The 14,887-nt window shown below is 52.6% G+C and carries 7 protein-coding genes; all 7 read left to right on the top strand.

Annotated elements, in window-relative coordinates:
* Positions 1–315 precede the first annotated feature (315 nt).
* The 7 genes from P2H89_RS04255 to P2H89_RS04225 all read left to right on the top strand — a co-directional run bounded on the left by P2H89_RS04255 (position 316) and on the right by P2H89_RS04225 (position 14,884).
* A complete protein-coding gene (locus P2H89_RS04255; RefSeq protein WP_275825284.1) occupies positions 316–867 on the top strand; it encodes a hypothetical protein in 552 nt (183 codons plus the stop codon).
* A 150-nt stretch (positions 868–1,017) separates the two neighbouring features.
* Positions 1,018–2,469: a hypothetical protein gene (locus P2H89_RS04250; RefSeq protein ID WP_275825283.1), complete on the top strand. Its 1,452-nt coding sequence runs from the start codon at positions 1,018–1,020 to the stop codon at positions 2,467–2,469.
* A gap of 7 nt (positions 2,470–2,476) precedes the next feature.
* Positions 2,477–4,633: an ATP-dependent DNA helicase RecG gene (gene recG, locus P2H89_RS04245; protein WP_275825282.1), complete on the top strand. Its 2,157-nt coding sequence runs from the start codon at positions 2,477–2,479 to the stop codon at positions 4,631–4,633.
* A gap of 150 nt (positions 4,634–4,783) precedes the next feature.
* Complete coding sequence (locus P2H89_RS04240; protein WP_275825281.1) at positions 4,784–8,470, top strand: PKD domain-containing protein; 3,687 nt, start codon at positions 4,784–4,786, stop codon at positions 8,468–8,470.
* 113 nt (positions 8,471–8,583) lie between these two features.
* Positions 8,584–9,678: a PorP/SprF family type IX secretion system membrane protein gene (locus tag P2H89_RS04235; protein WP_275825280.1), complete on the top strand. Its 1,095-nt coding sequence runs from the start codon at positions 8,584–8,586 to the stop codon at positions 9,676–9,678.
* Between the two features lie 131 nt (positions 9,679–9,809).
* The gene (locus tag P2H89_RS04230) at positions 9,810–13,448 is read left to right on the top strand and encodes a PKD domain-containing protein (RefSeq protein WP_275825278.1); all 3,639 of its coding nucleotides are present in this window, start codon (positions 9,810–9,812) and stop codon (positions 13,446–13,448) included.
* A gap of 62 nt (positions 13,449–13,510) precedes the next feature.
* Positions 13,511–14,884 (top strand): amidohydrolase family protein, encoded by a 1,374-nt coding sequence (locus tag P2H89_RS04225; RefSeq protein ID WP_275825276.1) that lies wholly within the window; start codon positions 13,511–13,513, stop codon positions 14,882–14,884.
* The last annotated feature ends 3 nt before the right edge of the window (positions 14,885–14,887 follow it).

The raw sequence follows: 14,887 nt of genomic DNA, 5'->3' as shown, positions 1-14,887 counted from the left end.
GTATTTGTTCGGTAGTCGCTTAGGAAAATGCGCTTTAACTACGAACAAGGTACGAACAAGGCCCTGCCCAGGTGCATTCAAAGGCCGTCGCAGGAAATAGCCAGGTACGACCGAGACCCATCCAGGAATAGGCCCCGATAAGGGGCCACCAAAGCTCATACAGCCAGCGCCTGGAATATACATGTTCAACATTTCGGTTGCAGGAAAATGTTAAAATGCCACGGAATGCCACTGAATGCCACGGAATGCCACACTTTGTAACCATGACCGATCCAAAAGCCAGGATACACCGTAGCTTTAAGTAAAATCAACATCATGGCACGTCTTACCTCCAGGCCTCCGTTCATCGGCACTGTTGGCCCAGTGACCATTTATCAAATGTATGACGAGTACTATTTACGCACCCGCAGTTCGCTCGATGCAAAAAGGGTGAAAACCGATCCCGCATTCCGAAAAACCATGCAATATGCCAATCTGATGGCCACAGCATCTCCTATCGGATCGATCGTCTATGCGCAGGTACCGCTCCATCGAAAAAAACATAAACTATACCGTAAGATCACCGGCGAAGCAATGACCTGGCTTAAATACCAGTGGCAGCAAGAAGAGGTCATTGAATACCTGCTCCGGCGGTATGCGGGTAAACAACCGGCTCCACAGGATGGCGCAGCAACAAAGCTTATCAAAAGCAGTGGCGCACGCAACGGGTCAACACGACTGTTGCGGGCACTCAGGAAAAAAACAGCACGCCCGTTCGACGAATTGGAATTGCGCACCTGGCAAAGGCGTACTGCGGCATTCCGGAAAGAATACTTCAAAACCTTTACAGAATTTGACTGGAGTGCAACCCTCATGAGGCCAGACTGAGTACTCCACAACTTGCTAAACAACATCGGCCATGACTGGTATTGCACCGGGATGAGCATTGTATCCAGGGCATTGTCAAATTTGCATTTCTGGGCAAATTCTACCAAGCCGGCTGTTGATTCATTTCGTATATTTAATTAAACTAATTCAATGAAATACCTGCTGTCTGTCCTGATGGCGCTACTATTACTGGGAAGCACCACCGCCCATGCGCAGAATCCGGAACAGGAGCGGCTCGACCTGCCGGGCGATAACCTCAACCTGTATGCAGTATTGAAGCTGTTCCAGGAATCGCCCACGCTTGAAGGCTTTGAGCGGGCATTGAATGGTGATTCTGCCAACATCAACAACCTTGATCTTAATAACGATGATCAGATAGATTATATCCAGGTGGAAGATGATGTACAGGGCGATATCCACAACATTGTACTGAAGGTTGCCGTCGATAAAGATGAAGTGCAAAACGTAGCCGTGATCATTGTAGAAAAAGATCGCGACGGTGAAGCCAAAATACAGGTCGTGGGTGATGAAGATCTTTATGGCAAAGATTATATCGTTGAGCCCAATTACTCGGCCAACAACAAACCCGGCGAAACACCCAATCCTGGTTATTCAGGTCAGGCGCAGGTAACCACCACCACGACCGTTACGCCGGCCGCTGCACAGCAAGCCACCGTACAATACACCACCACCTACCAGGTAGCCACCTGGCCCATAGTCATGTTCATGTTTCAACCTGCTTATGTGATGTGGCGCTCGCCCTGGTACTGGAGTTACTATCCGCCTTACTGGCGTCCCTGGAGGCCCATCTACTGGCACCAGTATTATACCTATCACTATTATTGGGACTTCTATTATTTCGGCCACTACCGTCGCTGGAATTATTACCGCTTCCCGGGTTGGCACAACCACTATTATGGAGCCGGTGGCTGGCGCCGACGGGCACCGATCGTACACGTACATATCACGCGGGGCGATTTCAACCGCACGTACAGCCGCCCCGATATGGCGCAGACGGGTATGAACAACTTCCGGCGCGACAATCCGAAAGCACCAACCTTCAACAACAAAATGCCGGTATTCGATAAGGGCGGCAGGCCCGAGATCACGCGGCCAGCCCGGCCCGGCGGCACCACCCGCCCCATTACCAGGCCCACCAATCCCGGTGGCAACACGCGACCCGGTGTTATCAATCCGGGCGACAATACCCCTCCCGGCGTCACGCGGCCGGTGATACGGCCTACCGATCCAGTCACCCGCCCTGGCGTAAAGCCGGCGCCCGGCACCAATCCTGGCGATAATACCCGACCGGTCATTCGCCCCACCATTCCTACCAGGCCCACCAACCCGGGTACCCTGCCTACAAATCCGTCAACAAGACCTACCAATCCTTCTACCCGGCCCACGAATCCTTCAACACGGCCAACCAATCCGTCTACAAGACCCACACAGCCAACTACCCGGCCTACGCAGCCCGGTACCCGACCAACAGTGAAGCCAGCGCAGCCATCCACGCGACCGGCTACGCGGCCCGCGGGCGGCACCAGTCAGCCATCGCGACCTGCTCCCCGCCCTGCGCCCAAACCGGCGTCGGGAAGTTGAGAATACCGTGAAATTCAGCCCCGTCACTTACATTTGCGGCAAAGTTTTTTTTATCAGCAGCAGGGGCACACACATATTGGCCAGTCCGATCGAATACCTGAAGGGGGTAGGCCCCCAACGGGCCGAGCTTTTGCAGAAAGAGCTGGGAATCTATACGTTCAAGGACCTCCTGGAGCATTTTCCCTACCGGCATATCGACAAAACCAAGGTGAGCCTCATCCGGGATATCAGTCCCATGACCGATTTTATCCAGATCGCCGGCCGCGTTACCAGTGTGGGCATCATTGGCGAAAAAAGGAGCAAACGGCTGGTGGCCGAATTGCGCGACAGCTCGGGCACCGTAGAGCTTACCTGGTTTCAGGGCATCACCTGGATCCAGAAAATGTTATCGGTTGGCCAATCCTACCAGGTGTTTGGAAAAGTGAGTTTTTTCCAGGGTACCCCCCAACTCACCCACCCCGAAATTGAATCACTGAGTGAAGAACCTTCGGCACGTAATTTCCTGGAGCCGGTCTACTCCACCACCGAAAAGCTGAAAGCCAGGGGATTAGGGGCCAGGCAGATCGCTAAACTAACGCAGGCCCTGTTCCTGCATTTCACCGAAAAGGAACTGCCCGAGAACCTGCCCAATTACGTCATCAAACAATTACAACTGGTGCCCCGCTACCGGGCCCTCAGCCATATCCACTTTCCCCCTTCCAACGAAGCCTGGCAACAAGCTATGAACCGCCTCAAATTCGAGGAGTTCTTTATTGCCCAATTGCGGATGAACCTCGTGAAATCGAGGCGCCACCGCTATTCGAGGGGTGTCATCTTTGGCCAGGTGGGCGAGATCTTCAATACCTTCTACGACAAATACCTCCCTTTCGAGCTCACCGGTGCCCAAAAAAGGGTGATCAAGGAGATCAGGAAGGATACCGGCAGCGGCCGGCAGATGAACCGCCTGCTGCAGGGTGATGTAGGAAGCGGTAAAACCATCGTAGCCCTGCTCGTGATGCTGCTGGCTGCCGACAACGGTTACCAAAGCTGCCTCATGGCCCCTACCGAGATCCTGGCCCGCCAGCATTTTGCCGGCCTCACCCGCTTGCTGAAAGACCTGCCCGTCAACATCCGCATCCTCACCGGCAATACCAAAGCGGCCGAAAGGCGGCAGATATTGAAGCAATTGGAAGAAGGCGAAATACAGCTCATTGTGGGTACCCATGCCCTCCTGGAAGACACTGTCAAATTCAAGAATATCGGCATCGCCATCGTCGACGAACAGCACCGGTTTGGCGTGGCCCAGCGGGCCAAATTGTGGGCCAAGGCCCCCGTGCCGCCCCATATGCTCGTCATGACCGCCACGCCCATCCCCCGCACCCTGGCCATGACTGCCTACGGCGACCTGGATTACAGTGTCATGGACGAACTGCCTCCCAACCGAAAACCCATTTTGACCGTACATCGGTATGACACGGCACGCAGCCAGGTGATGGGATTTATCAAGGCAGAAATTGCACAGGGACGGCAGGCCTACATCGTATTTCCCCTCATTGAGGAATCGGAAAAGCTCGATTACGAGAACCTGATGAAGGGATACGAAAATGTCAAGGCTTATTTTCCCGAACCGAAGTACTGGATGAGTATGGTGCATGGAAGGCAAACCAACGACATACGGGAAACCAACATGCAACGTTTTAAGAACAACGACACTCAAATCCTGGTCGCTACCACCGTGATCGAAGTGGGTGTTGATGTGCCGAATGCGAGCGTTATGGTGATCGAAAATGCCGAGAAATTCGGCCTGTCGCAATTACACCAGCTGCGCGGACGCGTTGGCAGGGGCGCCGAAAAGAGTTTTTGCATATTATTAACAGGCTCGAAACTCAACAATGACGCGCGCGAACGGATCAAGACGATGTGCGACACCACCGATGGTTTCAAAGTGGCGGAAAAAGACTTAGAATTGCGTGGGCCAGGCGATATTGAAGGAACCCGGCAAAGCGGCATGTTGAATTTCAAACTGGCCAATATCGTACAGGACCGGCAGTGGCTCGAGGCAGCAAGAGAAGTGGCAGAGAAGATAGCCGAATATGATCCCGAACTCAGTGCACCCGAAAACGGGGTGCTGAAGGAATACCTTCAGTCGTTACAGGGCAAAACGGCCTGGAGCAAGATCTCATAGATTCATCCGATATCCATTGAAAGAGTAGCTACTCTTTTTAGCCCCCATCAACTGTTTATACTGCTTAAAAAAGGAATTAAAATCCTTCCGGCACGCTTTTGTGCGGGAAAGTATTGAAGTTATTATTCAGTAATTTGTAAAAAATAAGTTTTGGGTAGGAAAAGCTTGATAGTAACCGTGCTCCTTATTGCCGCCACCCTACAGATCACTGCACAGGATGGCGTTTCTGCGTTTGAGTTTACCGAGAACAAGGGCCAGTGGGATAAGCAGGTACGGTTTAAAGGGGAAGTTTCGGCCGGTGCCTTTTACCTGCACAACAATGGCTTTACGGTAGTTCAGCACAATGGCGATGACCTCACCAGTTTTTTTCACCGTCACCATAGGGTGGCGGAAGAAGGCAAAGGCGGCATCAGCCGCCCCGACCGTGGTCCCAATGGCAAACCCGGTCAGCCAGCCCCCGATCCCGGTATACCACCTCCTCCCACCATCCGGTCGCATGCTTACCGGGTACAATTTGTAGGTGCCAATGAGCATCCGCTCATCCAGCCCGATAAGCAGGTGCAAACCTCCGTCAGCTATTTTCTCGGCGATGATCCCTCCAAATGGGCGGTAGACGTACCGGTGTTCCAGGCCATCGTGTACAAAGACGTTTATCCCAATATCGACATACGCTACTATTCGGAATATGGCCGGCTCAAGTACGATATCATCGTGCGGCCCGGCGGCGATCCACGTCAAATAACCATGCGCTACGAAGGCGCGGATAAGATATCGATCAAAAAGAACGAGCTGATCATTAAAACATCGGTAGGTGAGTTGAAGGAGATGTATCCCTACACCTATCAGTTCGATATGCAGTCGGGCAAAAAAGAGATTGAATGTAGTTATGTATTGAGCGAAAAGAATACGGTACAATTCAGCGTAGCCAATTACACCAAAACGGCCACGCTGGTCATCGACCCTACGCTCGTGTTCTGCTCATTCACCGGCAGCCCGGCCAACCAATATGGCTTTACCGCCACACCCGGTCCGGATGGTTCCCTCTTCTCCGGCGGTATCGTTTTTGGACAGGGATTCCCCACCACACCGGGCGCTTACCAAAGCGGGTACGGCGGTGGCAATAGTGTCAGCGACCTGGGCGGCATCGACATGGGCATCTTCAAGTTTACCCCCAATGGCCGGCGCGCCTATGCCACTTACCTCGGCGGCAGCGGCAACGATTACCCCCATAGCCTCATTTGTGATGGCGCCGGTAATCTCGTGGTGATGGGTAAAACCTATTCAAACAATTGGGTAGGTAAACTGGTGCCAGGAGCAGCAGGTGGCGGCGGTGATATCGCCCTGGCGAAATTAAACGCCACGGGTACCCAGCTGATCGGAGCATTGCGCGTCGGTGGATCAGCAGCGGATGGAGTCAACATCACCAACCAGATCGAAGGCAGGGGTGTAAAGACATCTACCATGCGCTTTTATGGCGATGATTCAAGAAGTGAAGTGATCCTCGACGACGCCAACAATATTTACGTGGCTGCGCAAACACAATCTACCAGCGGCAGTGCAGAAAACCGCTTTCCTACCACTAGCAGTGTATTTCAAGGCACCCCCGGCGGCGCACAGGATGGCGTGGTCATGAAGATCAGCCCCAATTGCGACGCCATTATCTGGTCCAGCTTCCTGGGCGGCAGCGGAGACGATGCGGCTTTCGTATTGTCGCTGAACCCCACCAATAATGAATTGTATGTGGGCGGCGGTACCACCAGTACCAATTTCCCGGGCACCGGATCGGGCGGTTACCAGACGGCCTTCCAGGGAGGTGTGGCAGACGGGTTCGTTGCGCGGATCTCCAACAACGGAACAACCCTGATCAGATCAACCTACCTCGGCACCGACGCCTTCGATGGCGTATACGGACTCAAATTCGATCGCAAAGGATTCCCTTATACCATGGGCGTTACGGAAGGTAAATGGCCCGTAGAGAATGTGACTTACAAGGTCGACAACTCCAAGCAGTTCGTTACCAAACTGAAGCCCGATCTGTCGGGCATCGTATATTCAACTGTATTTGGCAACGGCTCGGCAAGACCCAATATATCACCAGTGGCATTTCTCGTAGACCGTTGCGAGAACGTATACATATCCGGCTGGGGTGGCTGGATAGAGCCCCGTACCGATCCATTCAACATGGACGGCATCGGCAATATGCCGCTCACCAACGATGCGCTTAAAAAGACTACCGATAACCGCGACTTCTATTTCATCGTGATCAAACGAGATGCAACGGAATTGCTGTATGCCACTTATTTTGGGCAGAACGGCGGCGAAGGCGAACACGTCGATGGCGGCACCAGCCGCTACGATGCGCAGGGTGTTATATACCAGGCCATTTGCGCCAACTGCTTTGGCGGATCGGTGTATCCCATCACCAAATCGTTCCCTACCACGCCGGGTGTGTGGGCCGAGCGCAATGGCAGCGCTGCCTGTAACCTGGCCGCGGTGAAGATCGCGTTCAATTTTGCAGGCGTGGCATCGGGTCCCAAATCCTATTTCCTCAACCGCCCCGACTCGATAGGTTGTGTACCTTTTGAAGTGGTATTGCGCGACACGGTGCGCAATGCCAAAAGTTATGAATGGGATTTCAATGGCGACGGGGTTACGGACCTCGTCACCACGGGTTATGAAACCTCCTACAAGTTCACCACGATCGGCACTCACCGCGTACGCCTGATAGCTGTAGACTCATCAACCTGTAACCAAAGGGACACGGCTTACATCAATATCCGGGTGAAGGACGACCCCGCCAATATCAATTTCAATGCGGTGAAAGACGGTCCGTGTACCTCACTGACCTTCAAATTCAACAACCTGTCTACTGCGGCCAGCAAGCCTTTTACGGCCAGTAGCTTTATGTGGGATTTTGGAGATGGCACCACCTCCGCGCCTACGGGTCTGGGCTCTGTAACGCATAACTACCAATTCGTCGGCACGTATCCGGTGCGACTGATACTGCTCGATACCAATTATTGTAATGGAGGCGACTGGAAGCAGGTCAACCTCGGCGTAGTGGCCAATGTGGAAGCAAGGATCGAAACGCCGCCGGTGGGCTGTGCTCCTTATGATGCCTTCTTTAATAACGTTTCACTCGGCGGGCACGATTACATCTGGAATTTTGGCGATAACAGTCCGGAGTCGAATGAAATGAGCCCAACACACACCTATCAGAAGGGCACCTACACGATCACCCTGCAGGTGACAGATACCAATACTTGTAACAAAGTAAGTACTACGTCTGTTACCATTAAAGTATACGATAAACCAACGGCAGAATTCAGCTTTTCGCCGACGGTACCGGAGGTCAATAAACCGACTACTTTCACGAACCTCTCCTCGATCGATGTAGTGGAATCACGCTGGTACTGGGGCGATGGCGATTCGACCATTACGCAGGGAAGACCTACGGTGAATCACCAATACAATGCAACCGATACCTATGCAGCCGGCCTGGTGGTGATCAATCAGGATGGATGTACCGATACGATCTACCACGATATATCGGCCCTTATCGATCCGCTGCTCGATGTGCCCAATGCCTTTACACCTGGTAGGGGCAACAGGTCCAGCATCGTAAAAGTGGTGGGCTTCGGTATCGATCAGATGACCTGGCGCATTTTCAACCGCTGGGGGCAAAAGGTATTTGAGACCAGCAACTGGAAAACCGGCTGGGATGGCAACTTCCAGGGCAAACTGCAACCGATGGATGTATACACCTATACACTCGATGTGGTGTTCGTAGATGGTAAAAAACTGCGCCGAACGGGAGACATCACTTTGATCAGATAAATAAATACGGGCAAAATAATGAGAGATAGCCAACCCATCATGCCCGAAAAAACGTAAATTGATATAGCAGCTTTCGTGAGGGGATTCGCAATAGAAACATAAAAAAAACGACTATGTGTGAGCAAAGAGCGATGCAACAGGAAGAAGCGGAACAACAGCCCGGAGTAATCTCATTTTGCTTCCGCGCCACCATGCTTTTACTGATCTGCGGCCTGTTAAACAGCCGCCCCGCTGCTGCACAGGACCTGCACTTCTCGCAATGGTTCAATAGTCCATTACTCACCAATCCCGCCAATACCGGTTTTATACCCGATGCCGATTACCGCCTGGGAGCCAATTACCGCAACCAGTGGTCCAACGTGATGTCGATACCCTATAAAACCATGAGCGTATGGGGTGATGCCCAGGTATACCGTAGTCGCATCGAAAGCGGCTGGTTGGGCTTGGGTGGCGTTATCCTGCGCGATGTGGCGGGCTCCAGCCAGCTTACCTCTACCAAGGTATACGTATCGGCAGCCTATCACCAGATGATCGGCATTGCCCACCTGCTTTCGGCAGGTTTTAACGTGGGTTGGTCCAACAAACGCATCAACACCAGCGCGCTTAAGTTTCCTGATCAGTTCGACGGCAAATTCTTCGATTCCAACTTTCCCTCCGATGGAATACCGGAAGCCACCAGCGTTAACTATTTCGATGTGCAACTGGGCGTCAACTACGCATTTTTTCCAACAGATAAAATATATGTCAACGGCGGCGTGAGTGCCATGCACATCAACCGTCCACGGGAATCATTCTTCAACACCGACCCCACAGGTTATGATTCCAGGATTTCACCGCGGTACAATGGATTCGTAAACGCAAGCCTTAAGTTAACCGAAGATGTGATACTCAACCCTATGGCTTATTACAGCCTGCAGGCCAAATCGAACGAACTGGTAGCAGGCGCCTATGCGCAATACAATTTATCGGGCGAAGGTGGTGAGATGCAGGTACTCGGCGGATTGTATTACCGCGCGGGTGATGCATTTGTACCCATGATCGGCTTTGAATACAAGAATATTCGACTTACATTCACTTACGACGCAACTACTTCTTCTCTGAAACAATACAACAACAGCCGGGGAGCTTATGAATTTGCGCTGACGCACCGGGGCTATTATGATGAATACAATGGAGACAGGAGACAATCCCTGTGTCCAACGTTTTAAAGATCGTACTCAACATTCGGAACCATACAGGAATTATCATGACTGGTTAACATAGGGCAGGTGCCAATGGCCTCCTTATGCCAATTTGTGTACCATTAAAGCGTTGCCATTTGGACAGGAAAAAGCTTATAGTGATTCCGATCCTCCTTGCTACCTTGCACGGAGCCGCGCAAAGTGGAGCCTCCTCCTTTGATTTCACCGAAAACAAAGGACAATGGGAAAAGACCGTACGCTTCAAAAGCACCCTCTCTACCGGAGCCTTCTTTTTACAACAATCAGGTTTTACCGTAGTACAGCACAATGGTGATGACCTTACCTACTTCTTCGATCGCAATCACGAAGGAGAATCGCATGGTCAAAATGCCGATAAGATCAGTCGTCCCGACAGGGGGGCTCACCCTACGCCTACTCCACCACCCGGCGCCACCATCGTACGTTCGCACGCTTATGCAGTCAGGTTCGTCGGCGCTAATGAGCAATGCATCATTCAACCCGAAAAACCGGTACCCACCCATACCAGTTATTTCATCGGCAATGACCCCACGCAATGGGCAACCGATGTACCCGTGTACCAGGCTATTGTATACAAAGACCTTTACCCTAATATCGATATCCGTTATTACTCCGAATATGGCCGGCTTAAATACGACCTCATTGTACATCCCGGCGGCGACCCCAACAAGATCGCCATGCAATATGACGGGGTCGACAAACTCTCCATTAAGAAGAACGAACTCATCATTAAGACTTCGGTGGGTGAATTAAAAGAACTCTATCCTTACTCGTACCAGTTCGATATGGCGACCGGTAAAAAAGAAGTGGCCTGCTCCTACGATCTTGGCAGCAACAATACCATCAGATTCAGAATAGCGCCCTATTCCAAAACCAGCACCCTCGTTATCGATCCTACACTCGTATTTTGTTCATTCACCGGCAGTGCGGCCGATCAATATGGCTATACCGCCACGCCTGGTCCGGATGGATCATTGTTCTCGGGTGGCATCGTATTTGATAAAGGGTTTCCCGTAACTACGGGCGCTTACCAGGTCGACTTTCAGGGAGGCGCCGGTAATGGAAAAGGCGTAGATATGGGCATCTTCAAATTCACGCCTACCGGACAACGCGCCTATGCCACCTATATCGGAGGCAACGGCAACGATTATCCCCACAGCCTCATCAGTGATGCCCAGGGCAACCTCGTGATCATGGGCAAAACATTTTCGAGCAACTACCCTGGTATTGTAAAAGGAAAAGGCGGCGGATCGGATATCGCCGTTACCAAGCTCAATGCCAGCGGCACGGCCATCATTGGCTCCATGCGCATTGGCGGCACCGGCAATGATGGCGTCAATATCAAGGATCAATTGGGATCGGCCATGTCACCCAACGCCACCTTCCGTTTCTATGGAGATGATTCGCGCAGTGAGGTGATCATGGACAGGGCCAACTACATCTATATATCGGCACAAACCCAATCAGCCGGCCCTACCGACGGTATGCCCGTTACGGCCGGTGTATTCCAGCCAGCCAACCGGGGCGGCCAGGATGGCACCGTCATCAAGATCAACCCTACCTGCACCGATATTGAATGGTGCAGTTACCTGGGCGGCAGTGGCACCGATGGCACCTTCGTACTTGCCATCAACCCAACCAACCAGGAGCTTTATGTAGCAGGCGCCACCACCAGCGAAGACCTGCTGCCCACCAATAAACCCAACGTTTACCAGAACAGCTATCAGAAAGGCGCTACCGATGGCTTTGTATCCAGGATATCCAACGACGGCACTAAGCTCATCAATACCTCGTACATGGGCACCCCGGCATTTGATGCCATCTACGGTATACATTTCGACCGGAAGGGATATCCTTACATCATGGGGGTTACCGAAGGCACCTGGCCTGTGCAAAATGCCGCTTACAGCAATCCACGCTCCAAACAGTTCATCGCCAAATTGAACCCCGACCTGTCGGGCTTCATATACTCCACCGTATTCGGCAATGGAGCAGCAAAGCCCAATATATCGCCCGTGGCCTTCCTGGTAGACCGCTGTGAGAATGTGTATATATCCGGCTGGGGCGGCTGGCTGGTGCCCAATCCCAACTCAGCCAATATGGACGGAGTAGGCAATATGCCCCTAACCCCCGATGCGATTAAAAGCACTACCGATAACCGCGATTTCTACTTTATCGTGATCAAAAAAGACGCAGCAGGACTGCTCTATGGAAGTTACTTTGGGCAAACCGGCGGCTTCGGCGAACACGTGGATGGCGGCACCAGCCGCTACGACGAACAGGGCGTCATTTACCAGGCCATCTGCGCCAACTGCGCGCAAGACCGCGATTGGGCCATCACCCAACGCTTTCCAACAACACCGGGCGCATGGGCTACCACCAACGGCAGCCGCGATTGTAACCTCGCCGCCGTGAAGATAGCGTTCAACTTTGCCGGTGTGGCCGCGGGCCCCAAGGCATATTTCAATAACCTGCCCGATACCATGGGTTGCGCCCCCTTCACCATACAGTTTCGCGATACGGTGCGCAATGCCAAAAGCTATGAATGGGATTTTGATGGCGATGGCGTCACCGACCGGGTTACCACCAACTTCCAGGAGCCCTATACCTTCAACAATATCGGCACCTACCGGGTAAGGCTCATCGCCATAGACCCTGCCACCTGCAACGAACGGGATACCGCCTACATCACCATACGGGTGCGCAACGATCCCGCTTTGATCGATTTTACCACCGTAAAGGAAGGCCCCTGCGAGTCATTAAACTTTCTGTTCACCAATACCTCTACCCATCCGCCCGGCAAACCCTTTGGCCCCAAGAGCTTTGCCTGGGACTTTGGCGACGGTACCACCAAAGGGCCTATCGACAATGCACCGTTTACCCACGCTTACCTCGCAGCAGGCTCCTACCCCGTGCGGCTCATACTGCTCGATACCAACTTCTGTAACCAGGGCGATTGGAAACCCGTCAACCTGGGGGTGGTGGCCAATGTAAAAGCAAGGGTAGAAACACCGGGAACAGGCTGCGCCCCGTACGACGCCTTCCTCAACAATACCTCGATGGGTGGGCATGACTATACCTGGACATTTGACGACGGTAGTCCGGATTCGCATGAGATGAGTCCTACGCACCGCTTCAACAATGTGGGCACCTTCCGCATCAAACTGATCGTAAAAGATTCCAACACCTGCAATAAGATCGACTCGGTTGAATTTAGCATTACCATCAACAAGAAACCAACGGCGGCATTCAGCATTTCACCCACCAAGCCCGAGGTCAACAAACCAACAACCTTCATCAACAGCTCGGTAGGCGGCGTACGCTACAAATGGCTCTTTGACGATGGCGACAGTGTTCTTACCACCAGCCAGGAACCTTTATTACACCAGTTCAATGCTACCGGCAAATACCACGTGCAACTCATCACCTACAATGAATACGATTGCTTTGATATCGATACCCTGGTGGTGGAAGCTTTGGTAGACCCCTTGCTCGACGTGCCCAACGCCTTTACACCCGGCAGGGGCAACAGGAGCAGCATCGTGATGGTGATGGGCTTTGGCATTGGCAAAATGAACTGGCGCATCTTCAACCGCTGGGGACAAAAGGTATTTGAGACCGCCAACCGCCGCGATGGCTGGGATGGCACTTTCCAGGGCAAGCTGCAACCGATGGATGTGTATACCTATACCCTCGATGTAGTGTTCACCGATGGAAAAACGCTACGGCGAACCGGCGACATCACCCTCATCCGCTAGTATTTGACCAGTGGCCACACCAGCCACTGGATTTTAACTTACATTACAGGAAATAACCTGCTATGAAATCACACCTACTGGTAGCCTTGCTGGCTGTAGCAGTCAGCGGGCAGGCACAGGAACTTACCGACTCGCGCCAACAGGAGATCGTTTTCCGCAATGTGAATGTAATTCCCATGGACAAGGACCGGGTAGTGCCCAACCAGGTGGTGGTCGTGAAAGATGGCCGGGTAAGCCTCATCGGTGATGCCACGATGGTTAAATACAGCGCCAATGCCACAGTGATCGATGGAACAGGTAAATACCTGATGCCGGGCCTCACCGAAATGCACGCCCACGTACCTCCTATCGATGATATAGAACCCATGAAAAAAGTGGTGCTGCTCTTCGCGCTCAAAGGAGTAACCACCATACGCGGCATGCTGGGCCATCCCCGCCACCTGGAACTTCGTAGCAAATTGCAAAGCGGTGAAATACTCGGACCACGTTTGTATACCTCGGGGCCTTCCATCAACGGGCAAACCGCCAGCAATGTGCCAACCTCCATCAAGATGGTGCGCGATCAAAAGGCAGCCGGTTATGATTTCCTGAAACTGCATCCCGGACTAACCCTGGAGAACTTCAACGCTATCGTACAAACGGCCAAAGAGGTCAAGATTCCATTTGCGGGCCACGTATCATTCAAGGTAGGCGTATGGCGGGCCATCGATGCAGGTTATGCCTCCATCGATCATATGGATGGATTTGTAGAAGGACTGGTGCCCGGCATTGAAAATATCCCCGAACAACAGGTGGGCCTGTTTGCGATGTTCATCGCCCAACAAGCCGATACCACCCAGATACCTAAACTAATGAAAGGCCTGCGTGAACACCAGGTATGGGTAGTACCCACGCAGTCGCTGGCCGAAAGGTGGATATCGCCTGCACGCTCGCCCGAAGCACTCGGTCAGGATCCCGAAATGATCTACATGCAGCCCAATACCGTTAGCAACTGGGTCAATACCAAGAAGACACTCATGAACAATCCCAACTACCGTGCCGCAGAAGTTGAGCGGTATGTGGCCCTGCGCCGCAAACTCATCAAAGCCTGCCAGCAACAGGGTGTTGGCCTGCTGCTGGGCTCCGACGCACCGCAGGTATTCGATGTGCCGGGGTTTTCCCTGCACCATGAATTGGGATATATGGTAAAGGCGGGCCTCACGCCCTATGAAGCTTTGCGCACAGGCACCGTCAACCCGGCGCGCTTTTTCAAACAGGAAGATGCGGGCGTCATCAAAGCAGGTGCTATTGCAGACCTCATCTTACTCAACAGCAATCCATTAAAGAATATTGAAGCCAGCAGCGATATAGCAGGCGTATGCCTCGCCGGGCGCTGGCTAAGCCAGGCGTATATCGACGCAGCTTTAAAGAAACTGGCACAGGAGAAAACGAATTAAGAT

The organism is Paraflavitalea sp. CAU 1676, assembly GCF_029223285.1.
Lineage (GTDB): Bacteria > Bacteroidota > Bacteroidia > Chitinophagales > Chitinophagaceae > Paraflavitalea.
This window is presented reverse-complemented; position numbering and strand designations above follow the sequence as displayed.